This window comes from Modestobacter marinus (assembly GCF_011758655.1).
Taxonomy (GTDB): domain Bacteria; phylum Actinomycetota; class Actinomycetes; order Mycobacteriales; family Geodermatophilaceae; genus Modestobacter; species Modestobacter marinus.
Map to the genome: position 1 here is coordinate 1,168,649 of NZ_JAAMPA010000001.1, position 22,639 is coordinate 1,191,287.

General features: G+C 73.9%; 20 protein-coding genes. 6 read left to right on the forward strand and 14 right to left on the reverse strand.

Features of this window, described 5'->3' with window-relative positions:
• Positions 1–35: 35 nt before the first annotated feature.
• The 9 genes from FB380_RS05475 to FB380_RS05515 form a co-directional block, all read right to left on the reverse strand.
• Positions 36–1,127, reverse strand: a complete 1,092-nt coding sequence (locus FB380_RS05475) for a mandelate racemase/muconate lactonizing enzyme family protein (protein WP_166754194.1) — start codon at positions 1,125–1,127, stop codon at positions 36–38.
• Positions 1,124–2,008, reverse strand: coding sequence for an NAD-dependent epimerase/dehydratase family protein (locus FB380_RS05480; protein WP_166754195.1), 885 nt, complete (start codon positions 2,006–2,008; stop codon positions 1,124–1,126). The genes FB380_RS05475 and FB380_RS05480 overlap by 4 nt, the downstream gene beginning before the upstream one ends.
• Positions 2,005–2,886: a sugar phosphate isomerase/epimerase family protein gene (locus FB380_RS05485; protein ID WP_229681739.1), complete on the reverse strand. Its 882-nt coding sequence runs from the start codon at positions 2,884–2,886 to the stop codon at positions 2,005–2,007. Before FB380_RS05485 ends, FB380_RS05480 begins: the two co-directional genes overlap by 4 nt.
• A complete protein-coding gene (locus tag FB380_RS05490) occupies positions 2,883–4,043 on the reverse strand; it encodes a dihydrodipicolinate synthase family protein (RefSeq protein WP_166754196.1) in 1,161 nt (386 codons plus the stop codon). Before FB380_RS05490 ends, FB380_RS05485 begins: the two co-directional genes overlap by 4 nt.
• Positions 4,040–5,188 (reverse strand): Gfo/Idh/MocA family protein, encoded by a 1,149-nt coding sequence (locus FB380_RS05495; protein WP_229681740.1) that lies wholly within the window; start codon positions 5,186–5,188, stop codon positions 4,040–4,042. The genes FB380_RS05490 and FB380_RS05495 overlap by 4 nt, the downstream gene beginning before the upstream one ends.
• A gap of 29 nt (positions 5,189–5,217) precedes the next feature.
• Positions 5,218–6,636 carry a Gfo/Idh/MocA family oxidoreductase gene (locus tag FB380_RS05500; RefSeq protein WP_208382761.1) on the reverse strand — a complete coding sequence of 473 codons (1,419 nt, stop codon included), beginning with the start codon at positions 6,634–6,636 and terminating at the stop codon, positions 5,218–5,220.
• Between the two features lie 82 nt (positions 6,637–6,718).
• Positions 6,719–8,023, reverse strand: a complete 1,305-nt coding sequence (locus tag FB380_RS05505) for an ABC transporter substrate-binding protein (RefSeq protein ID WP_166754198.1) — start codon at positions 8,021–8,023, stop codon at positions 6,719–6,721.
• A 107-nt stretch (positions 8,024–8,130) separates the two neighbouring features.
• Positions 8,131–8,991 carry a carbohydrate ABC transporter permease gene (locus FB380_RS24495; RefSeq protein ID WP_208382762.1) on the reverse strand — a complete coding sequence of 287 codons (861 nt, stop codon included), beginning with the start codon at positions 8,989–8,991 and terminating at the stop codon, positions 8,131–8,133.
• 19 nt (positions 8,992–9,010) lie between these two features.
• The gene (locus tag FB380_RS05515) at positions 9,011–9,868 is read right to left on the reverse strand and encodes a carbohydrate ABC transporter permease (RefSeq protein WP_208382763.1); all 858 of its coding nucleotides are present in this window, start codon (positions 9,866–9,868) and stop codon (positions 9,011–9,013) included.
• Positions 9,869–10,387: 519 nt separating this feature from the next.
• On the opposite strand from FB380_RS05515, the gene FB380_RS05520 reads away from it, so the two are divergent.
• From FB380_RS05520 to FB380_RS05535, 4 genes are read left to right on the forward strand one after another with little or no spacing between them, the layout of a single operon-like run.
• A complete protein-coding gene (locus FB380_RS05520; protein ID WP_229681741.1) occupies positions 10,388–11,575 on the forward strand; it encodes a Gfo/Idh/MocA family protein in 1,188 nt (395 codons plus the stop codon).
• Positions 11,572–12,489: a DUF6807 domain-containing protein gene (locus tag FB380_RS05525; protein ID WP_166754202.1), complete on the forward strand. Its 918-nt coding sequence runs from the start codon at positions 11,572–11,574 to the stop codon at positions 12,487–12,489. The genes FB380_RS05520 and FB380_RS05525 overlap by 4 nt, the downstream gene beginning before the upstream one ends.
• The gene (locus FB380_RS05530; RefSeq protein ID WP_166754203.1) at positions 12,486–13,565 is read left to right on the forward strand and encodes a LacI family DNA-binding transcriptional regulator; all 1,080 of its coding nucleotides are present in this window, start codon (positions 12,486–12,488) and stop codon (positions 13,563–13,565) included. The genes FB380_RS05525 and FB380_RS05530 overlap by 4 nt, the downstream gene beginning before the upstream one ends.
• 18 nt (positions 13,566–13,583) lie before the next feature.
• Positions 13,584–14,672, forward strand: coding sequence for a M24 family metallopeptidase (locus FB380_RS05535; protein ID WP_208382764.1), 1,089 nt, complete (start codon positions 13,584–13,586; stop codon positions 14,670–14,672).
• A gap of 43 nt (positions 14,673–14,715) precedes the next feature.
• Here the strand turns inward: FB380_RS05535 and FB380_RS05540 are convergent, their stop codons facing one another.
• Complete coding sequence (locus FB380_RS05540) at positions 14,716–16,068, reverse strand: pectate lyase family protein (protein WP_166754204.1); 1,353 nt, start codon at positions 16,066–16,068, stop codon at positions 14,716–14,718.
• Between the two features lie 134 nt (positions 16,069–16,202).
• Positions 16,203–17,513: a methyl-accepting chemotaxis protein gene (locus tag FB380_RS25315; protein WP_166754205.1), complete on the reverse strand. Its 1,311-nt coding sequence runs from the start codon at positions 17,511–17,513 to the stop codon at positions 16,203–16,205.
• Between the two features lie 98 nt (positions 17,514–17,611).
• Between FB380_RS25315 and FB380_RS05550 the strand changes: the two genes are divergently transcribed.
• Complete coding sequence (locus tag FB380_RS05550; protein ID WP_166754206.1) at positions 17,612–18,064, forward strand: hypothetical protein; 453 nt, start codon at positions 17,612–17,614, stop codon at positions 18,062–18,064.
• 22 nt (positions 18,065–18,086) lie between these two features.
• Here the strand turns inward: FB380_RS05550 and FB380_RS05555 are convergent, their stop codons facing one another.
• Together FB380_RS05555 and FB380_RS05560 are read right to left on the reverse strand one after the other, a co-directional pair.
• Complete coding sequence (locus tag FB380_RS05555) at positions 18,087–19,493, reverse strand: purple acid phosphatase family protein (RefSeq protein WP_166754207.1); 1,407 nt, start codon at positions 19,491–19,493, stop codon at positions 18,087–18,089.
• Positions 19,494–19,522: 29 nt separating this feature from the next.
• Positions 19,523–21,370, reverse strand: a complete 1,848-nt coding sequence (locus FB380_RS05560) for an ABC transporter ATP-binding protein (protein WP_308422982.1) — start codon at positions 21,368–21,370, stop codon at positions 19,523–19,525.
• Between the two features lie 67 nt (positions 21,371–21,437).
• Between FB380_RS05560 and FB380_RS05565 the strand changes: the two genes are divergently transcribed.
• On the forward strand, positions 21,438–21,854 hold the full coding sequence (locus FB380_RS05565) for a MarR family winged helix-turn-helix transcriptional regulator (protein WP_166754208.1): 417 nt from the start codon (positions 21,438–21,440) through the stop codon (positions 21,852–21,854).
• Positions 21,855–21,946: 92 nt separating this feature from the next.
• Here the strand turns inward: FB380_RS05565 and FB380_RS05570 are convergent, their stop codons facing one another.
• Complete coding sequence (locus FB380_RS05570; protein WP_166754209.1) at positions 21,947–22,570, reverse strand: dihydrofolate reductase family protein; 624 nt, start codon at positions 22,568–22,570, stop codon at positions 21,947–21,949.
• Positions 22,571–22,639 lie beyond the last annotated feature (69 nt).

The following is a 22,639-nucleotide window of genomic DNA, read 5'->3' on the forward strand; positions in this document are numbered from 1 at the left end:
CTTCGATCAATGGTCCGGCGCGCAGGCCGGGTGGCTCAGCCGTCCAGCTCCGTCATCCGGTCGGTGGCGAAGACCAGCCCGTGCCCGGGTGCCGTCTCCGCCCGGAGGACGCCGTCGGCGATGGTCACCCCACTGGGCCGGGCGAGTGCACCGAGCGCCGCGAACGAGGCGTCCTCGACGTCCTCGACCATCGTGGCCAGCGGCAGGCACATCGCCAGCTGCCCGGAGACGTCGGGCAGCAGGTGCGGCGCCACCGGCACGCTGGCGGCCGCCGCGAGCTGGGCGATCCGCAGGAACGGGGTGATCCCGCCGACGCGCACCACGTTGGGCTGGACGACGTCGGCCGCGCCGGAGGCGAGCAGCGCCCGGTACTGGAACGCGGTGTACACGTTCTCCCCCACCGCGATCGGCACGCCCAGCCCCGCGTCGTGCAGCCGGCCCAGCGCGGGCAGGTCGTCGGCGACCAGCGGCTCCTCCACCCAGTACAGGTCGAACGGGGCCATCGCCCGGACCGCCCGCAGCGCCGTGGGCAGGTCCCAGCGCTGGTTTGCGTCGACCATCAGCCGGCGGTGCGGCCCGAGCACCGCCCGGACGGCGGCGACCCGTTCGACGTCCTCGGCCAGGTCCGGGCGGCCCACCTTGATCTTCACCGCGGTGCAGCCGTCGGCCACCCAGCGCTCGGTCTGCGCCACCAGCTCCTCGAGGGAGTAGTGGAAGTTGACCCCGCTGCCGTAGACGGCGACCTGGTCGCGCCGGCGGCCCAGGTGGTCGACCAGGCTCTGCCCGGCCGCCTTCGCCGCGAGGTCCCACAGCGCGGTGTCGACGGCGGCGATCGCCATCGTGGTCAGCCCGCCGCCGCCGGCCTCGTGCAGGTGCCACCACAGCCGGTCCCAGACGACGCCGGGCTCCACCGGCCCGCCGACGACCACCGGGGCGACGTCGTGGTCGACCAGCGACTTGAGCGCGCGGGCCCCGATGGACGGCGTCCAGCTGAAGCCGGTGCCGGTGCGGCCGTCGCTGGTCTCCAGCTCGGTGGCCAGCAGGTGCAGCGCCGGCACGTCGGCGCCCCACGGCCGGGACAGCGGCAGCCGGAACAGCCGGCTGGACAGCCGGGTGACGGTGCTCACCGCAGCTCCGTCCGCCAGCTGCGGGACGCCGTCCAGCCCAGCAGCCGCTCCGCCTTGGCGGTGCTGAACGCGGGGCTCGTGCCGGTCAGGCCGGCGGCCAGCTCGGGCGCGACGCCGGAGAACTCGGGCAGCAGCTCGGCCAGCGGCGCCTCGGCCAGCGCGTCCTGGGCGCCGACGAAGAACACCTCACCGTTGGGCACCTCGCCGGCCTTGCCCAGCAGCGTGTCCAGGAAGTCCGCGCAGTCACGAGCGTCGACGTAGTTGAACAGCGAGACCGCGCCGTGCCGCGGGTCGGCGATCCGCTCGCGCACCGTGTGCCCCTGCTGGGTCGGCGCGCCGGCCCATTCCTCCGGCGCGATCACGAAGCAGGGCCGGAAGGCCGCCAGCCGCACCCGGTCGCCGTGCTGGGCGGCGAACATCCGCATGGTCTGCTCGGCGGCGAGCTTGGAGAGCCCGTAGGCGTTCCACGGCCGCGCCGGGTGGTCCTCGTCCAGCGGGAGGCAGCGCGGCGCCCAGCCGGCCGGGCTGCCGTAGCCCATCACGGTGGGGCTGCTGGCGGTCACCACGGTGCCGACGCCGGAGTCGACCGCCGCCTGCAGCACGTTGTAGGCCAGCGCGGTGTTGGTGGCGTGGATGACCGACTCGGGCCGGCTGAACGGGACGGCGATCGCGGCCAGGTGGACGACGGCGTCCGGGCGGTACCGGGCCATCACCCCGTAGGCCTGGCCGAGGTCGGTCAGGTCGGCGGGGAACGTGGCGGCGGCCTTCTCCAGCGGCGCGGCGGTGACGTCGACCGAGACGACCTCGTGCCCGGCGTCGGCCAGCCCGTCGACGACGCTGCGGCCGAGCCGGCCGGCGCCCCCGGTGACCAGCACCCTCATGCGGGCACGCCGTCCGGGAGGACGCCGTCCGGCACCACGGCGTCGGCCAGCACGACGTCCAGGAACCGCTGCTTGACCGTCTCCACGACCTCGGCCTTGGGCTGGGCCCAGACGTCGGCGTTGAAGATCTCCACCTCGACGGCGCCGGTCCAGCCGGCGGCCTCGACGGCGGCCACGAACGGCGGGAAGTCGATCACGCCGTCGCCCATGTGGCCGCGGGCCATCAGCGCGTCGGCCGGGATCGGCATGAGGAAGTCGCAGACCTGGAAGGAGGCGATCCGGTCCCCGGCCCGGGCGATCGAGCGCCAGACCTCCGGGTCCCACCAGAGGTGGAAGGTGTCGACGACCACGCCGACCTGCGCGGACGGGAAGGGCGCGGCCAGGTCGAGGGCCTGGGCGAGGGTGGAGAGCACGGCCCGGTCGGCGCAGTACATCGGGTGCAGCGCCTCCAGCGACAGCCGCACCCCGCGCTCGCCGGCGTAGGGGGCCAGCTCGGCCAGCGCCTCGGCGACCCGTTCCCGGGCACCGAGCAGGTCCCGGGAGCCGGCGGGCAGCCCGCCGACCACCATCACCAGCGACTCGGCGCCCAGCGTGGCGGTCTCGTCGATCGCCCGCCGGTTGTCCTCCAGCGCCGCGGCCCGGGCGGCCGGGTCGGTCGCGGTGAGGAAGCCACCGCGGCAGTGCGAGGTGACCCGCAGGCCGGCGTCCCGGATCAGCTTCGCCGACCGCTCCAGGCCGTACTCGGCGACCGGCTCGCGCCAGGTGCCCAGCGCGGACAGCCCCGCGGCGGCCACCCCGTCGACGAAGTCGGGCATCGGCCAGCCCTCGACCGTCTTGTGGTTGATCGACAGCCGCGCCAGCCGGGGGTCGCCGGTCACTGGTCGACCCCCACGGTCTGCAGGTAGGTGCGCATCCGGCTCGCGGCCAGCTCCGGGTCGGGCAGCAGCCCGGCGGCGTCGGCCAGCCGGAACACCTCGGCCAGGTGCTGCGGGCTGCGCGCGCTCTCCAGCCCGCCGACCATCCGGAAGCCCGGCTGGTGGCCGGCCAGCCAGGCGAGGAAGACGATCCCGGTCTTGTAGTAGTACGTGGGCGTGCCGAACAGGTGCCGGGACAGCGCCACGGTCGGCTCGAGCAGCCGGTCGTAGGTGGCGAGGTCCCCGCGGTCCAGCGCCTGCAGCGCGGTCGAGGCGGCCGGGGCGATCGCGTCGAAGATGCCCAGCAGGGCGTGCGAGTAGGACTCGCCGTCCCCGCGCACCAGCGTGGGGTAGTTGAAGTCGTCGCCGGTGTAGAGCCGGACGCCGTCGGGCAGCCGGCGGCGCATCTCCACCTCGTGCGCCTCGTCGAGCATCGAGACCTTGATCCCGTCGACCTTGGCGCTGTGGTCGGCGATCACCTGCAGCACCGTGTCGGTGGCCTCGGTCAGCTGCGCCGAGCCCCAGTAGCCGGTCAGCGCGGGGTCGAACATCGGGCCGAGCCAGTGCAGGACCACCGGCCGGGACACCTGCTCGAGCAGCCGGGCGTAGACCTTGGCGTAGTCCTCCGGGCTGCGGGCCACCCGGGCCAGCTGCCGGCTGGCCATGATGATCACGGTGGCGCCGGCGTCCTCGACCACCTCGATCTGCTCGAGGTAGGCGGCCAGCACCTCCTCGGTGCCGGCCAGCTCGGCCGGCGCCTGGTCGGTGCCCGCCCCGCAGGCCAGCAGCCCGCCGCAGGCCCGGGCCTCGGCGGCCGAGCGGCGGATCAGCTCGGCGGTGGTGCTCCAGGGCATGCCCATGCCGCGCTGGGCGGTGTCCATCGCGTCGGCCACCCCCAGGCCGTAGGACCACAGGTGCCGGCGGAAGGCCAGCGTCGCCTCCCAGTCGACGTCCACCGGCGCGCCGGGGGTGTTGTCGCCGAGCGGGTCGGCCACCACGTGCGCGGCGGCGTAGGCGGTGCGGCTGGTCAGCGGCCCGTCGGGGCGGGTGAAGGCGCCGGGCGCACCGATCCCGTGCTCGGCGACCGTCCCGTCGGCCTGCGGCAGGCGGATCGCCGTCACACCGTCACCTCGGGGATCTCGATCCGGCGGCCCTCGGCGGAGGACTGCAGGCCCAGCTCGGCCACCTGCACGCCGCGGGCACCGGCAAGGAAGTCGTAGGGGTGCGGGGCGTCCTCCAGCACGTGGCGGAGGAACTGCTCCCACTGCGCCCGGAAGCCGTTGTCCAGGTCGGCGTTGTCCGGGACGACCTGCCACTGGTCCCGGAACCGCTCGGTGACCGGGAGGTCCGGGTTCCACACCGGCTTGGGGGTGGTGGCCCGGTGCTGGATCTTGCACTCGCGCAGCCCGGCGACGGCGCTGCCCTCGGTGCCGTCGACCTGGAACTCGACCAGCTCGTCGCGGTAGACCCGCACCGCCCAGGAGGAGTTGATCTGCGCGATCACGCCGCCGGGCAGCTCGAAGATGCCGTAGGCGGCGTCGTCGGCGGTGGCCGGGTACGGCTGCCCGTGCTCGTCGATCCGGGTCGGGATGTGCGTGACCGCCTTGGCGGTGACCGCCTCCGGCCGGCCGAAGAGGTTCTCCAGCACGTAGGACCAGTGGCAGAACATGTCGACGACGATGCCGCCGCCGTCCTCCTTGCGGTAGTTCCAGCTGGGCCGCTGGGCCTCCTGCCAGTCGCCCTCGAACACCCAGTAGCCGAACTCGCCGCGCACCGACAGGATCTGGCCGAAGAAGCCACCGTCGATCAGCCGCTTCAGCTTGACCAGGCCCGGCAGGTAGAGCTTGTCGTGCACGACGCCGTTCTTCACCCCGGCCTCGGCGGCCAGCCGGGCCAGCTCCAGGGCGCCCTCGAGGGACTCCGCGGTCGGCTTCTCGGTGTAGACGTGCTTCCCCGCGGCGATCGCGGCCTTGATCGACTTCTCCCGCGCCTGGGTCACCTGGGCGTCGAAGTAGATCGGCGCGGAGTCGTCCCGCAGCGCCTCGTCCAGGTCCGTCGTCCACCGCTCGATGCCGTGCTGGGCGGCGAGCTCGGCCAGCTTGCGCTCGTTGCGGCCGACCAGGATCGGCTCGGGCACGACCCGGCGGCCGTCGGCGAGCTCGAGCCCACCGGCGTCCCGGATCGCGAGGATGGACCGGACCAGGTGCTGGCGGTAGCCCATCCGGCCGGTGACGCCGTTCATGATGATGCCGATCGAGCTGGACACGGTTGCTGCCTCCGAAGCGGGTGAGGGGGTCATCGGGTGCTCCCGGCGGGAGCGGCTGCGGCCTCGGGCCGCAGCGGGATGCCGAAGTCGGCGAGGTGCACGACCTGGCCGGTGGTCAGGGACTGGTTGGCGGCCGCGCCGACGAGCACGCTGCGGACGCCGTCGAGCCAGCCGGCCGCCTGACCGAGCGGGTCGGACCGGGTGCCGGGGCGGAACAGGTCGTCCAGCAGCAGGGCGTCTCCCCCACCGTGCGCACCGGGCCCCTCCGGGACCTCGATCCGCTGAGCGGCCTCCCAGCGGCGTTGCAGCACCAGCTCGGTGCCCTCCGTCCGGACGCCGGCGGCCGCCGGGACCTGCTCGGGCGTGGCGCTGGGGTCGACGGCGACGCCGAACCCGCCGATGACGTCGTCCGCGGCGACCACCGCGGCGCGCTCGACCACCGACAGCTCGATCCGGCCCTCGGTGCCGTTGATGCTGACCCGGTAGCCCTCCCACGGGCCGTGGGCGTTGAGCGAGTAGCTGAGCACCGGGCCGCCGGCGTACTGCATCAGCAGCGCCATGTTGTCCTCGATGGTGATGCCCGGGGAGAACACGTCCTGGTCGCGGATGTAGCCGTCCTCGGCCTCCGCCTCCAGGTAGAGCTGGCGCAGCCGGTCGTTGCCGGCCAGGTCGAGGGCGAAGGGGTCGCGGCCGGCGTCCGGGGCGCCGTGGCTGCGCACCGGGCGCTCGCCCAGGCCCCGCTCCTTCGCGTTGGCGTCGCCGTAGAAGCGCAGCCCACCGAGGGCGAACACGGTCTCCGGCACGGCGTCGACCCACCAGTTGACCAGGTCGAAGTGGTGCGTGGCCTTGTGCACGAAGAGGCCGCCGGAGAGCGCCTTGTCCCGGTGCCAGCGGCGGAAGTAGTCCGCGCCGTGGACGGAGTCCAGCACCCACTCGAAGTGCACGGAGGTCACGTCGCCGATGGCGCCCTCGGCGACGAGCCGGCGGACGGCGGCGTTCCGCGGGGAGTACCGGTAGTTGAAGGTGACGACGAGGTCGCGCCCGCTGTCGGCGACGGCGTCGGCGATCGTGCGGCAGCCCGCGGCGTCGGTGGTGAGCGGCTTCTCGGTGATCACGTCGTGCCCGGCACGCAGCGCCCGGGAGATGTGGTCGGCGTGGGTGTGGTCGACGCTGGCGACGATGACGGTGTCCGGGCGCTCGCGCTCGAGCAGCGTGTCGAGCTCCTCCGGCGCGTACGCCGGCAGCGGCGCCGCGCCGGGGTGGGCGGCGGCGAACTGGCGCTGGTAGTAGGCCATCCGGGTTCGGTTGGGGTCGCAGAGGGCGACCAGCCGGCCGACGTCGGCGTGGCTGCCCAGCAGCGCCGCGACGTACATCTCGGCGCGGTGGCCGGTGCCGACGATCGCGTAGCGACGCGGTGCCGGGGGCGCGGACGGGTCGGTGGTGGTCACGACTCCCTCTCGGTGGCGGGGAAGGGGTGCAGGGAGGCGGTGCCAGGGGGCGGCCGGTGGCCGGCCGCCCCCTGGCCGGCGGTCAGGCGATCGCCGACTCGACCTCGGTCATGAACTGCTCGGCGGCGTCCTCCACCGAGATCTGGTCGAACAGGATCTGCTCGGTGTAGCGCTGCAGGATCGCCTGCACCTCACCGGCGCCCTGCGGGGGCAGCGCCGGGGGCTCCTGCAGGTCGGGGGTGATCTCCTCGACGAACGCGATGGCCGCCTGACCCGGCGCGTCCAGGGTCGACGCGATCTGCTCGCGCAGCTCGGTGTTCACCGGCAGCCCGCGGTCGGCCTTGATGATGTTGACGGCGTCCTCGGAGTTGATCAGCCAGTCGAGGAGCATGGCCGCCTCCTCCGGGCTCTCGCAGTCGCTGCTGATCGCCCAGAACATGGCCGGCTTGAGGTACATGCCGGTCTCGCCGTCCCCTGCCACGGTGGGGAACTGGCGGAACTCCAGCTCGGTGCCGGCCCCGGCGGTCAGCGCCGGCAGCTCGTTGGTCCACCAGAAGCCGGAGGCGCCGCCACCGGTGGCGACCAGCGCCTGGTCGACCCCGCCGTTGAACACCTCGACCGTGGTGGCCGGCGGCGGCTCGGCGCCGGTCTGCGAGGCCTCCTTCTCGATGGCCCACCAGTCGGCCAGGGTCTCGGCGGTGAAGCCGATCTCGCCGTTCTCGTCGAACAGCGCCTCGCCCTGCTCGCGGGCGTAGACCTCGAAGTTGGTGTCGCCACCGTTGAGGCCCATGGCCTGCATGCCGTACACCTGGCCGCCGGTCGCCTGGGTGACCTGGGCGGCGGTGTCGACCATCTCGTCCCAGGTCCAGGACGAGTCGTCGGGCAGCTCCACGCCGGCGGCGGCGTAGGCCTGCGGGTCGACGACCAGGGAGAAGGCGTTGACGCCGGTCGGGATGGCGTAGGTGGCGTCCTCGACCATGCCGGTCTCGGCGACGTTCTGGTCGAGGTTGCTGGTGTCGATCGTGCCGTCCTCGATGTACGGCGCCAGGTCGAGCAGCGCGCCGCGGTCGGCGTACTCGCGGACGTACCGGGTGTCCTGCTGCATGAGGCAGGGGGCGTCGCCGCCGGCGGTGCTGGTGGCCAGGCGGTCCCAGTAGTCGGCGAAGCCGGTGAAGTCGCCCTCCACCGTGACGCCCTCGTTCTGCGACTCGTAGAGGTCGATCAGCTCCTGGGTGGCGGCGTGCCGGGTGTCGCTGCCCCACCACGACATCCGCATGGTGACCGGCCCGTCCTCGCGGGTGGTGCCCCCGTCGGCGGCCGCGCCGCCGCCGTCGTCGCCGCCGCAGGCCGCGGTGGTCAGCAGCAGCCCGAGGACGCCGCCGGTCACGCCCAGGCGGGTGGGCCAGGGCGTACGCGCCCCATCTCTCCGGATCGTGTGCACGTTCCTTACCTCCTTGTAAGTGCTGTGGATGAGTGCTGCGCGAGCGGGGTGTGTCACTTGAGCCCCGTGGTGGCGATGCCTCGGACGAGATAGCGCTGGCCCGCGAGGAAGAAGCCGAAGACCGGCGCGAGGGCGACGATCGACATGGCGAAGACGGGTCCCCAGGGGGTCTGGCTCGTCGCGTCGACGAACGTCCGCAGGGCGACCGGGACGGTGTACATCTCCGGGTCGGTCAGGAAGATCAACTGGCTGAAGAAGTCGTTCCAGGTCCAGATGAAGGTGAAGATGGCCGTGGTGGCCAGGGCCGGCACCGACAGCGGGATCACGATCCGCCAGAAGATGGCGAAGTGCCCGCACCCGTCGATCCGGGCGGCCTCGTCCAGTTCCAGCGGGATGCCCCGGATGAACTGGACCATCAGGAAGATGAAGAAGCCGTCGGTGGCCAGGAGCTTCGGCACGATCAACGGCCAGTAGGTGTTGATCCAGTCGAGCTCGGAGAACAGCACGTACTGCGGCACGATCACCACGTGGATCGGCAGCATCATCGTGCCGAGCATGATCGCGAACCAAAACTTCTTGAACCGGAAGTCCAGCCGCGCGAACGCGTAGGCCGCCAGGGAGCAGGCCAGCAGGTTCCCGATGATGGAACCGGCGACGATGACCAGCGAGTTCCAGATGTAGTGGCCGAAGTCCCGGGGCAGCGCCGTCCAGCCCTCGGGGTAGTTCCCCGTGGTGACGCGCTCGGGGATCAGGCCGGTCTGGCTGAAGATGTCCTCGGTGAACTTGAACGAGCTCGAGAGCATCCACAGCAGCGGGTAGAGCATCAGCAGCGCGCCCAGGATGAGCACGGTGTGCGCCAGCCAGCGCGGGCGCTGCTTCTTCTTGCGGTCGGGCAGCTTCTCCGTGGCAGCCACAGGGGGGGCCACGGTCAGGTCAGTCGCCATAGAACACCCAGTACTTCGCTGCGAAGAAGTTGATCGCGGTCAGCCCACCGACGATGAGCAGGAGGAACCAGGCCAGCGCCGAGGCGTAGCCCATGTCGAAGTTGCCGAAGCCGCGCTGGTAGAGGTAGAGCGTGTAGAAGAGCGTGGAGTCGGCCGGTCCACCGGTGCCGCCGCTGACGATGAACGCCTGCGTGAACGTCTGGAACGCGTTGATCGTCTGCAGCACGAGGTTGAAGAAGATGATCGGCGAGAGCAGCGGCAGGGTGACCTGGAAGAACTGCCGGGCCTTCCCCGCGCCGTCCAGCGACGCCGCCTCGTAGTACATCGTCGGGATCTGCCGGAGCCCGGCCAGGAAGATGACCATCGGGGCGCCGAAGGTCCACACGTTCAGGACGATCAGCGTGCCGAGCGCGTAGTCGGGGTTGGAGACCCAGCCCGGCGGGTTCTCGAACCCGACGAACCGGAGCACCTGGTTGAGCAGCCCGTCGGACCCGAAGATCTGCCGCCACAGGATGGCGATCGCGACGCTGCCCCCGATCAGCGACGGCAGGTAGTAGACCGACCGGTACAGCGCCAGGCCGCGCAGGCCGCGGTCCAGGACCATCGCCAGGAACAGCGCGAACGCCAGCTGGAGCGGCACCGAGACGGCGACGTAGATGAACGTGACCTTCAGCGACTGGTAGAAGCGCGGGTCGTCGAACATCCGCTGGAAGTTGTCCAGCCCGATCCACTCCGGCGAGCCGATGAGGCTGTAGTCGGTGAAGGACAGGTACGCCGAGGCGGCGATCGGCCCGGCGGTGATGAACAGCAGGCCGGCGAACCACGGGGCCAGGAACAGGTAGGGCACGAGCCGGCCGGACCTCCGTCCCCGCGCCCGGGACGCACGGGTCGCGCCCCCAGGTGCCTCGCCGTGCGAGCGTTCGCGCGGCGGGACGTCGAGCGTTGACGACACGGGCTCTCACCTCTCTGTGCGGCTCGCCGGACCTCTGCGTCCGGTGCGTCAGGTGTGCAGTGGCTCACGTGTTCGGTAAGCGCTTTCTAGACGCTCCGCCGGGACCCTGTCAACGTTCGATCGGGGGCACCGGACCACCTGCTGGACGCTGTGCGCTGTCTCACAAGTGGGTAAGCGCTTTCTACTCGCCGACGCTCCGGCATGTCAACGAGTCGACTCCCGCCATCGGGCAACGATCGCGCAACGACCGGTGCAACTCGCCTCTCACCAGCACGTTCACGGCGTCCGCCGGATCCCGGTCGCAGCGCGTCCCACCCGTCCGTCGGCAAGCCCTTTCCCGACGCGCGCACTCTGGCTAGGCTCGGTGCCCAGTCGGCGACCTCGTCGGCGCCTGGCTCGATCAAGGGGGATCACGTGCCGGAACAGTCCGGACCCGCCGGCCGGGTGGTGCTCGTCGGCGCCCACGGCCACGGCCGCTGGCACCTGCAGAACCTCCGCCGGCTGGCCGCGGCCGGCGACGCGCACCTGGTCGGGATCTGCGACCCGCGACCGCCGGACGACGAGCTGCGCGCCCTGGCCGGCGACGTCCCGGTGGCCGCCTCGCTGGACGAGCTGCTCGCCGCGACCCGTCCCGACGTGACCATCATCTGCACGCCGATCCACACCCACACCGACCTGGCCCTCACCGCGGCCCGGGCGGGCAGCGCGGTGCTGCTGGAGAAGCCGCCCACCCCGACGCTGGCCGAGTTCGACCGGCTGGTCGAGGGGCTCGAGGCCACCGGCACGGCGTGCCAGATCGGTTTCCAGAGCCTGGGGTCCGCGGCCATCGGCCGGGTGCGCACCCTGGTCGAGGAGGGCGCCATCGGCACGGTCCGCGGCGTCGGCGGTGCGTGCGCGTGGGTCCGCGACGCGTCCTACTACGACCGGGCGAGCTGGGCCGGGCGGCGCAGCGTCGACGGCGTGCCGGTCGTCGACGGCGCGCTGACCAACCCCTTCGCCCACGCGGTGGCCACCGCCCTGGCCCTGACCGGGGCCACCGGTGCCGGCGCGCTGACGTCGGTCGAGGTCGAGCTCTACCGGGCCAACCCGATCGAGGCCGACGACACCTCCTGCCTGCGGGTCCGCACCTCCGACGGGCTGGTGGTGACCATCGCGGCCACGCTGGCCGCGGAGCACCCCCGCGACCCGGTCCTCGTCGTGCACGGCAGCACCGGGCGGATCACGCTGTCCTACAAGACCGGCGAGGTGCGGCTGCAGGGCGACGCCGTCGAGGAGACGACGACGCACCCCGGCACCGACCTGCTCGAGGACCTGCTGGCCCACCTGCGCGACCGCACCCGGCCGCTGCTCGTGCCCCCGTCGGCGACCCGCTCCTTCATGGAGGTCGTGGAGGCGGTGCGCTGCGCCCCGGACCCGGCGGAGATCCCGGCCGGGGACCGGCGGGCCGAGGGGCAGGGCGCCACCGCCCACCAGGTCGTGCCGGGCATCGACGCGCTGGTCGACCGGGCCGCCGAGGAGCTGCGGCTGTTCTCCGAGCTCGGCGCCCCCTGGGCCCGCCCGCCGGCGGTGCGGCAGCCGGCCGCCGTGGGGGTCCGACCGTGACGCTCAAGGCCCTGCACCAGGGGCACGTCCCGGAGGAGCCGGCCCCGGCCGGCACCGCGCTGACCACGCTCACCGTGGCCGGCGCCGTCGTCGCCACCTGCTGGGACGGCGCCGGGCTGCCCGGCGCGCTCGCCCCCCGGCCGTTCCTGCACCCGGTCACGACCCTGTCCGGCGTCCCGGTCACCGACGCCCAGCCCGAGGACCACCGCTGGCACCTCGGCGTCTCGGTCACCCTGCAGGACGTCGGCGGGGCCAACGTCTGGGGCGGTCGCACCTACCTGCGGGACGAGGGCTACACCTGGCGGGCCGACCACGGTCGCCAGGTGCACACCGGCTGGGCGGCGCAGGCGACCGACGGCTTCCGGGAGACCCTCGACTGGCAGGGGCCGGACGGGCGCACGCTGCTCACCGAGGAACGCACCGTGCGGGCGGCTCCGGCCGCGCTCCCCGGCGCCTGGACCCTCGAGCTCTCCACCACCCTGCGCAACGCCACCGACGCCCCGCTGGAGCTGGGCAGCCCGGCGACCAACGGGCGCAGCGGCGCCGGCTACGGCGGGCTGTTCTGGCGGTTCCCGCCGGTCTCCGGCGCCCGGGTGTGGAGCCCGGAAGCCGAGGGCGAGGGCGCCGTGCACGGCTCGTGCGCGCCCTGGGTGGCCTTCGCGGCCACCGGCCCGGCGCCGTTCACCGTGGCGCTGGCCGGTGCCGACGCGGCCACCCGGGCCGATCCCTGGTTCGTCCGGGTCGACGACTACCCCGGCCTGGGCTCCCAGCTGGCCGCCGAGCACCCGGTGCGGCTGGCCGCCGGGGAGGCCGTCACCCGCAGCTTCCGGGCCCTGGTGGCCGACGGGACGCCGGACACCGCCTCGATCGGGGATGCGCTCGGGACGGCGCCGGGCCAGGGTGGGCCGCGATGACCACTGCTCGGGAGAGCCCGACCGACCGGGCCGCCGGCGCCACCCCCGCCCGCCGGAGCGGCCCCGTGCTGCTCGCCGAGGTCGCCGCGCACGCGGGCGTCTCGCTGGCCACCGCCTCCCGGGTGCTCAGCGGCAGCCGCTCGGTCGGCGAGCCGCACCGCGGCCGGGTGCTGGCCGCCGCCCAGGAGCTGCGGTACACCCCGAACGCGCAGGCCCAGGCGGTCGCCCGCGGGGCCAGCAACGTGGTCGGGCTGATCATCCACGACGTGCTGGACCCCTACTTCTCCAGCATCGCCGGTGGGGTGATGCGGCAGGTCGAGGAGCGCGAGCTCGTCGTCTTCCTGGCCAGCACGCACAGCGACGTCGACCGCGAGCTGGAGTTCGTCCAGACGATGCGCTCCCACCGGGTCCGTGCGCTGATCATCTGCGGCAGCCGCACCACCGACCGGGCGCACAACGAGCGCCTGGCCCACGAGCTCGAGGGGTACGCGGCGGCCGGCGGGCAGGCCGCGGTGATCAGCCAGGACCGGCTGGGCACCCACGCCGTGGTGCCGCAGAACCGCACCGGGGCCCGGGCGCTGGCCCGGGAGCTGTGCCGGCTGGGCCACCGCCGTTTCGCGGTGCTCGCCGGGCCACGCGGGCTGCTGACCTCCCGCGACCGGCTGACCGGCTTCCGGGAGGGCCTGACCGCCGAGGGGGTCGACGTCGCCGGCCTGCAGGTGCTGCACGGGGAGTTCACCCGGGAGGGCGGGGAGAGCCTGGCCGCCGAGCTGATCGCCGCCGGGCCGCTGCCGACCTGCGTCTTCGCGGTCAACGACGTGATGGCGCTCGGCGCGCTGGCCGCCTTCCGGTCCGCCGGCGTGCGGGTGCCCGAGGACGTCTCGCTGGCCGGCTTCGACGACATCGGGCCGTTGCGCGACGTCGTCCCCTCGCTGACCTCGGTGCACCTGCCGCTGGAGGAGATGGGCGCCCGGGCGGCGCAGCTGGCGCTGGACACCGGACCGCAGAGCACGAGCCAGGCCATCAAGGTCCACGCCGAGGTGGTGCTGCGCGACAGCACCCGCCGGCTCGGCTGACCATCCCCGGAGGACACCGTGCAGGACCTGGGACGACCATCGGCCGCCGATCGGGCGGTCAAGCGCACCCGCGTGCTCGACCTGCTGCGCCGCACCGGGCACGAACGGCTGGTGCTCACCTCGGTGGGCTCGCTGGCCTGGTACCTGGACGGCGCCCGCCCGGCCGTCCGGCTGTCCGCGGAGCGCGGGGTGGTCGCCGTCGTGGTGGACGCCGACGGCGACACCGTGGTCGTGCCGGCCAACGAGGCCGACCGCCTCGCCGCCGAGGAGCTGCCCGCCGACGTGCGGGTCCGGGTGACCGACTGGTGGGCACCGCTGCTGGGCCCGGAGCTGTCCCCGGGCAGCCCGGGCGTGCTGGTCGAGGACGACCCGGTCGCCGCCGAGGGGCTGCGGGCCGCCCGGGCGGGCCTGCTGCCGGCGGAGACCGCCCGGTACCGCCGGCTGGGCCGGGACGCGGCCGAGACGCTCACCGCGACCGCGCTGCGGCTGCACCCCGGGATGACCGAGCGGGAGGCGGCGGCCCGGCTGGGCGGCGAGCTGATCGCCCGGGGCGCCGACCCGGTCGTCGTCCTGGTCGCCGGGGAGGAGCGGCTGCCCTTCCGGCACGCGCTGCCCACCGGGGGCGCGCTGGGCCGGCGGGTGATGCTGGTCGTCTGCGCGCGGCGGCACGGGCTGATCGCCAACGCGACGCGCTGGGTGGCCCTCGCGCCGCCGACCGCGGCCGAGGCCGACGCCGACGCCCGGATCCGCGGGGTGGAGACGGCCTTCCTGGCGGCGTCCACCCCCGGGCGCCCGCTCGGTGAGGTCTTCGCCGCCGGCGCGAGCGCCTACGCCGACCGCGGCTTCCCGGCCGACGAGTGGACCCGGCACCACCAGGGCGGCCCGACCGGCTACTGGGGGCGCGACCCGGTCGCCACCCCGGACAGCGCGGTGCCGCTGGCGGCCGGGCAGGCCGTCGCCTGGAACCCGTCGGCCGCCGGGGTGAAGACCGAGGACACCCTGCTGCTGGGCGAGGGGGGCCTGGAGGTGCTCACCACCGACGGCGTCTGGCCGGCCACCCGCGACGAGCTGGGGCTGCTGCGGCCCGACGTCCTGGTCCGCTGCTGACGGGCGCCCTCCCCGCCGGTCCGGCGGGGAGGGCGCCCTCCGCTCAGCGGAGTCCGCCGGAGCCGGCCTTGACCCGCACCAGTGCGGGCACCGCGACCGTGGGGTCGATCCGCTCCACGTGGGGAGGCGTCCAGCTCACCGTGGTCGGGATGTCCGGGTCGTTCGCGGCGTTGTACGCCTCGACCAGGCTGGTCCGGCGCGGCCAGGAGCGGCCGGCGCTGACCAGCGTGCCCGACTCGTCGACCCCGGTGCCCTCGAGCGCCTCCCCGCGCCAGTCCTCGACGAAGGACGCCGGGTCAACCCCGGGCGCCAGCTGGACGAAGTTGTTGTCGGCGACGATCTCGGCCTCCACGCCGACGCCCCAGCTGTACTGGTAGGCCGCCGGGTCGGAGACGACGTACCAGTTGTTGTAGACGTGCACGTCGCCGTAGCGGACCCGGGGCGCCCGCTGGCCGATGTCCTCCCACAGGTTGTGGTGGAAGGTGATCCGCAGCCGGCCGCGGTCGGCGACCCGGCTGTTGGACGAACCGATCAGGTTGGTCTTGTCGTGGTCCCGGAACTCGTTCCAGGAGACGGTGACCAGGTCCGAGGAGTTGGTGATGTCCAGCAGGCCGTCGTGCACCTCGAACTTCTGCCCGTACACGGTGGGCAGCGCCTCCGGCGGGTTCTGCCCGTCGTCGAAGGTGGTGTGGTCGACCCAGACGTGCGTGGACTCGGCGAGCCACAGGTTGTCGTAGGCGGCGTTCCAGGCGCCGGCGTCGCCGTCGGTCGGGTCCCAGGCGGTGAAGCAGTCGTAGGCGTCGGACAGCCGGAGGTTGCGGACGATCACGTCGTCCGAGCCCCGCACGGTGAGCGCGGCGCCGACGATGCCGGCGTCCCGGCCGACCCCGAGGATCGTGACGTTGGAGCCCACGTACTGCCGGACCCGGGCGTCCTGGACGTCCGCGGAGGCCGCGCGGGCGTCCTCGAGCGGGCCGCTGGGTTCGGTCTCGGTGCCCCAGACCGCCGGGTCGTAGGCCGCGATGTAGTCGGCCATGTCGAAGCCCTCGACCTCGTAGGCCGCGCAGTCGACCGCCCCGTCGGGGGTGCGCTGCTGGGCGTCCAGGACACCGTGGACGTACACGATCCGCGGGGTGGTGTCCCCGCGCGCCGCGTCGCCACCGAGGGCGGCACGGAACTCCGCCCAGGTGTGCACGTGGAAGACGTTCTCCGGCGCCGCGGTGGACCCGCCGGTGGTGCCGCCCTCGGCGGCGGCCCAGCCGTCCTGCGCGCCGAGCACCTCCCGGCCGAGGTCCCGGCCGGGGTCACGGCCGTGTGCCTGGGCGGCGGTGGGGGCGAGCGTGACGGCCAGTGCTCCGGCCGCGGTGACGATCAACGTGCGACGCAGTGCGCGCATGTCGCTCCTGGGGTCTCGAGGAGGGTGGGAAAGCGGTTTCCCATGTGGTGCGCGTCACGCTAGCCAGCACGCCGAACGGGTGTCAACACGTCCGAGACGACTCGCCGACCGACCAGGGGAGGCCGGTCGGCGGGTCACATCTCCGCGACGAGGCCCTGCAGGTCGGCGGCCATCCGCGCGGCCTCGCGGGAAGCCCCGGTGATCGCCTCCTGGGCCTGCGCCGACGAGGAGTTCTGCTCCTCGACCGCCGCTGCGATCGTCGTCTGGGCGTCGACGACGCCGCGGATGACCTCCTGCACGCCGTGCAGCGCCACCCCGGCCGCGGCCACGTCGCCGCGCACGGCGTCGACCACCCGCCGGATGCGCTCGGTCGCCTGGGCGGTCTCCGTCGCGAGGTCCTTGACCTCACCGGCCACCACGGCGAAGCCCTTGCCCGACTCGCCGGCGCGCGCCGACTCGATGGTGGCGTTGAGCGCCAGCAGGTTGGTCTGGTCGGCGATGCTGGAGATGCTGCTCGCGATCTGGTCGATCTCGGCCATGGTGCCGGCCAGCCGCTCGACCGTGGCCGCGCTCTCCTGGGACTGGACGCTGGCCTGGTGCGCGGTCGACGTCGCCTGGCTCGCCGCCGCGGCGATCTCGCCGATCGCCGCACGCAGCCCGCCCATGACCTCGGTCGCCACCCCGACGTTCTCGTCCAGCCGTCGCCCGGCGCCGAGCAGCGCCGCGAGCTGCTCCTGCTGGGTGGCCGCCCGGCCGGCACGCTCGCAGAGCCGGGCCGCCTCCGCCTCCGCGACCCGCGCCCGCTCCTCGGCCAGCTCCTCCTGGACCGCGACCTGGGCCGCCTGCTGTTCCTCGGCGAGCCGCTGCTGCGCCTGCCGGGCCCGCTCGGCCTGCTCGGCGAACTTCCAGCCGTAGGCCAGGAACGTCGCCTCCGCCAGCAGGAACACCGCGTGCAGCAGGGCGAAGAGCACCGGGGCGGCCTGGGCCTCCTCGGTGGAGAAGACCGACGCGGGCATGGCCAGGCTCATCACCGCGTGGTGCACGGCGACGAAGACGACGGCGAGCAGGAACGGCACCCACGCCTGGTAGAGGGCGACCAGGGCCAGCACGACGTAGAACCAGATGTGCAGGTCGGTCAGGCCACCTCCGACGTGCACGAGGACGTCGGCGCCGATCATCAGGCCGAGGGCGACCGCGCTGGACCGGGCGACCTGACGGCCCAGCACCTGCCCCAGCAGCAGGAGCAGGACGAGCACGGCCAACTGTCCCCACAGCAGCCACCCGCCGACGCCCCGCAGCAGCCCGATCCCGGCCAGCACCGGGACGTGCGCGGCGAGGACCAGGGAGATCACCCGGTGCCGGGCGGCGAAGCTCGCCTCGTCCAGCCGGACCCCCCGCGGTAGGAAGGGGACACGCTCGGGGGCACCGGTCGACGTCGTCGTCATGCCCAGACATCGGCACGTGTCGCGCACGATCAAGGCGAGCACCACAGGAAGATGACCCGGTTGGAGGACGGACCGACCGGCTGCGGCAGGGTCGGTCCATGACCTCTCGCGACCGGACCGACCGTCGTCCCCACCGGCTGCGGGACGTGGTCGCCACCCGCCGTGGCCAGGTGCTGGCCTGGTGGGGCTTCACCGTGACCTTCGCGGTCCTGCGGCTGGTCACCTGGCTGATCCGCGAGGACGTCGCGGTGCTGGGCGACGTCGCCGTCGGCGGCACCCACCTGCACCACTACCTGTGGGGCATCCTGCTGCTCGCCGTCGTCGGCGGGCTCGCGCTGGGCGACCGCTCCCCCCGGGCCCGGGCCGCCCTGGGCCTGTTCTTCGGCATCGGGCTGGCGCTGGTGGTCGACGAGGCGGCGCTGCTGATCCAGCTCGAGGACGTCTACTGGGACACGTTCGGCTGGGTCAGCGTGGGGCTCGCCCTGCTCGTCATCGGCGTCGCGGGCAGCATCCTGGCGCTGACCGAGGCGCCCCGCGAGCCGGGTCGCTGAGCCGCCCGGCCCCCGGGAGTCCTCAGCCGGCGCGCACCACGAACGGCACCTCGACCACCTCGCCGTCCCGGGACAGCGCCGTCATCGGTTGCGGCCGCCCGTCCTCGGTCAGCCCGCTCAACGGCGTCACGGTCAGCCGGTCGCCGTCGACCTCGGCGAGCAGGACGTGGGACTGCACGGCCCAGGCGACCGTGCCGGCGTCGGCGAACTCGGTGGGCGGGTCCTCCCGCAGCTGACCCCCTGCCCCGGAGAGGAAGTAGCTGATCCCGTCCACCTCGGAGAGCTGGAAGTTGTGCTCGTGGCCGGCGAAGGCCGCCCGCACCCCGGCCCGGCGGAACCGGGGGGCCAGCTCGCGCACCATCGACTCGGTGTTGGGGTGGTGCGGCCCCGCGCAGTAGGTGGGGTGGTGCGAGAACGGGATCCGCCAGGTGGGGCCGCCCTCCTCCTGCTCGGGGAAGGCGCGGTCGAGCCACGCGCCGTGCCTCGGGTGCTCGAAGAAGTGCTCGGTCTCCAGCTGGTCGGCCAGCGAGGTGTCCAGGCAGACGAACTCCACGTCGGCCCCGAACCGGAACCGGTAGAACATCCCCGGGTCGACCGACGCGCGCTCACCGGCGACCTCCGGGGTGAAGCGCTCGTCCGTGTGGAAGTTGTCCCGGATCTGCTCCCGGTCGTCACTGCTCGCGTTGTCGCTGGTGTCGTGGTTGCCGACCGTCGGGTACACCGGCACCCGGTCCAGCAGGTAGCGGTAGGGCTGGTAGAAGCTGGAGAACCAGTCGTCGTCCTCGCCGCCGCTCTCGGCGCCGGCGTGCACGCCCTCACCCTGGTAGACGTTGTCCCCGCCGGAGAGCACCAGCCGGATGCCCGGGTCGTCGGCCAGGCGGTCGAGCACCCGGGCGACCCGCCGCTGCCGCCGGCTGCTCTCCGAGTCGACCACCACGCCGACGCCGTAGTCGCCCAGCACGGCGAACCTCAGGGGTGCCGGGGTCTCGTAATCGGGGTGCGTGCAGAAGGTCATCGCGTAGCTGCGGCCGGCCGGGCACAGGTCCATCCCGCCGCGGGGCACCGGGACCCAGTCCCAGCGCTCGCCCTCGGCCCACGGCCGGCCGTCGACGGTGATCCGGTAGTGGTACCGGGTGTCCGGCTCCAGGCCCTCGACCCACACGTGGTTCTGCTCCGAGCTCGCCGCCCGGCCCACGGTCGCCCCGTCGTCGTCCAGCACCTCGACGACCGCCTCCCCGTAGGAGCGCGATCGGGCACCGATGCTGTCGACCCGGCCGGGGTCCACCTCGTCCAGCTGTTCGTCGTCGACCAGCCGCCAGCGCCGGTCGGGGCTGTCGCGCCGGAACCAGAACCCGCCCCAGGCGATCAGCGCCCGGTCGGGGCCGACGTCGACGAGGTGGACGTAGGGCTCGAAGTGGGTCTGGCTCATCGCCGCCCCCTACCCGGGGCCCGCGGGGTTCAGGCGACCAGGGCCGCCTCCCGCTCGGCGGCGCCGGCCAGCGCGGCGTAGCGCCCGCCGCGGGCCAGCAGCTCCTCGTGGGTGCCCTGCTCCACGACCCGCCCGGCGGACAGCACGGCGATGACGTCGGCGTCGCGGACGGTGGAGAGCCGGTGCGCGATGGTGATCGTCGTCCGGCCCCGGCTGGCCTCGTCCAGCGCGGCCTGGACGGCGCGCTCGGTGGTGTTGTCCAGCGCGCTGGTCGCCTCGTCGAGCACCAGCACCCGCGGGTCGCGCAGCAGCGTGCGGGCGATCGCCAGCCGCTGCTTCTCCCCGCCGGAGAAGCGGTGCCCGCGGGCGCCGACCACGGTCTCGTAGCCGGCCGGCAGCGCGGCGATGACGTCGTGGACCTGGGCCCGGCGGGCGGCGTCGACCATCTCGGCCTCGGTGGCGTCGGGCCTGGCGTGGCGCAGGTTCGCCGCGATCGTGCCGTGCAGCAGGTAGGTCTCCTGGGAGACGACGCCGACCACGTGGGCCAGGTCGGCCAGGGTGACGTCCCGGACGTCGACGCCGTCGATCGTGACCCGGCCGGCGGTGGGGTCGTTGAGCCGGGCGACGAGCGAGGCCAGCGTGCTCTTGCCCGACCCGGTCTCCCCCACCAGCGCCAGGGTGGCCCCGGCGGGCACGGTGAGGTCGACGTCGTCCAGCGCGTCGCGGGCGCCGTCGGGGTACCGGAACCCGACGTGCTCGAAGCGCACCTCGCCGCGGACCGCGCCCGGGTCGAGGGGCACCGGGTGCTCGGGGTCGTCGATGTCGACGGGCAGGTCCAGGTACTCGAAGACCCGGCTGAACAGCGCCATCGAGGCGGTCAGCGAGACGCCGATGTCCAGCAGCCCCATCAGCGGGCGGAACAGCGCCCCCTGCAGCGCGGTGAAGGCGACCAGCGTGCCGATGGTCATCCCGCCCGACGTCGCGGGCAGCCCGGCGATCAGGTAGATCAGCGCCGGGATGCCGGCGAACACGATGCTCATGGTCGCCATCCGCCAGCGGCCGGCCAGCTGGGAGCGGACCTCGAGCCCGACCAGGACGTCGGAGGTGCCGGCGAACCGCTGCGACTGGGCCGGGCCCGCGCCGAGGGTCTTGCCCAGCAGCACGCCGCTGACGCTGAGCCCCTCCTCCACCTGGGAGTGCAGGTCGGCCAGGGAGCGCTGGCGCTGGGCGGTGATCTCCCGGCGCATCCGGGCCACCCGCCGGGTCAGCCAGACGGCCGGCGGCAGGACGACGAGGGACAGCAGCGACAGCCGCCAGCTCAGCACGACCATGGCGACGACCGTGCCGATCACCGTGGTGGCGTTGGCGGCGAACGAGGTGGCGGTGGTGGTGACCACCGACTGCATGCCGCCGATGTCGTTGGTCAGCCGGGACTGCACCTCGCCGCCCCGGGTGCGGGTGAAGAACCCGAGCGACTGGCGCTGCAGGTGCGTGAAGACCGACGTCCGGAGCCCGTGCATGACGTGCTGGCCGACGGTGGTGGACAGCCACGTCTGCAGCACGCCGAGGACGGCGGTCACCGCGGCGACGCCGACCATGCCGGCGACCGCCCAGCCCAGCAGCGGCACGTCCTGCGCCGGGATCGCCTCGTCGATGACCAGCCGGATCAGGAACGGGGTGGCCAGCGCGGTGGCCGAGCTGGCCACGATGAGCGCGACCACGACCGCGAGCTCCCCGCGGTACGGGCGGAAGAGCCCGGCCACGCGGCTCCAGCGCACCGGCGCACGGTCCAGCTGCGCCAGGTCGGCCGGGTCGGGCCGCCTGCCCGAGCGCCCGCCTCCCCGGCCCGATGTCATGGTGTCGTCGATGGCGACCACCCCTCTCTGCTTTGCTGAGGTTACCTCACGGTGTGGCAACCTCAGGGCAGTCGCTAGCATTCCCGCCATGACGGACGGCGGCACGGCGACGCTCGGCGACCTGCTCATGCGGGTCGCCCGCACGCTGCGCCGCCGGTTCATCGCCGCGCTGGCCCCGTGGGACCTCTCCCCCCACCAGGCCCGGGCGCTGCGGGTGGTCTGCGCGCGCGACGGCGTCCGGCTCTCCGAGCTGGCCGAGGCGCTGCGGATCGCTCCCCGGTCGGCGACCGAGGTGGCCGACGGGCTGCAGGAGCGCGGGCTGGTCGAGCGCACCGCCGACCCGGCGGACCGGCGGGCGGTCCGGCTCTCGGCGACCGAGGCCGGCCGCCGGGTGCAGCGCGAGGTGGACGACGCCCGGGCCGCCGACTCCCGGGAGCTGTTCGCCCGGCTCTCGGCCGCCGACCGCGCCGAGCTCGAGCGGATCCTCCGTCAGCTCACCGACTGAGGGCCGCGCCCACGCACGGACCCGCGGCGACGTGCCGATGACCGTGGCCGTCCACCGCGGGAGCCGTGGTCGCCGAGCCCTCCGGAGGCGTCTCAGACCTGGTCGAGCTGGAACGAGCCGGTGCGCACCTCCCCCACCCGCTGATAGCTGAGCAGCACCGCGCCCGTGCTGCTCACCGACGACGACGACAGCCGCCAGGCGCGCGGGACGGTCCCGTCGGCGAACAGCTTCCGCCCGGTGCCCAGCAGCACCGGGAAGACGACCAGCCGCAGCTCGTCGACGAGGTCCTCGGCCAGCAGCGTCTGGACCAGGCCGATGCTGCCGTGCACCTGCAGCTCGCCCTCGCCGCGGGCCTTCAGCGCCCGGACCGCGTCGGCGACGTCGCCCTCGACCAGCCGGGCACCCTCCCAGTCGACCGAGGTGAGGGTGCGGGAGACGACGTGCTTGGGCAGCGTGTTCAGCGACCAGGCGATCCGGTCGCCGTCGGTGGGGACCTTCGGCCAGTGCGCGGCGAAGATGTCGTAGGTGCGACGGCCGAGCAGGAACTCCCCGGCGCCGGCGAACCAGGCGTCCATCTGCGCGCCCAGCACCTCGTCGAAGTGCGGCACCAGCCAGCCGCCGTGGCGGAAGCTCCCGGACGGGTCCTCGGTCGGTCCACCGGGCGCCTGGGCGACTCCGTCGAGGGTGAGGAAGGTGGTGACGACGAGCGGGCGCATGGCGGACCTCCGGCTGCCGGCCGCCCCTCTGGCGGCTCGTGCAGCTCAGACCGGACGCCCGCCCGGAAC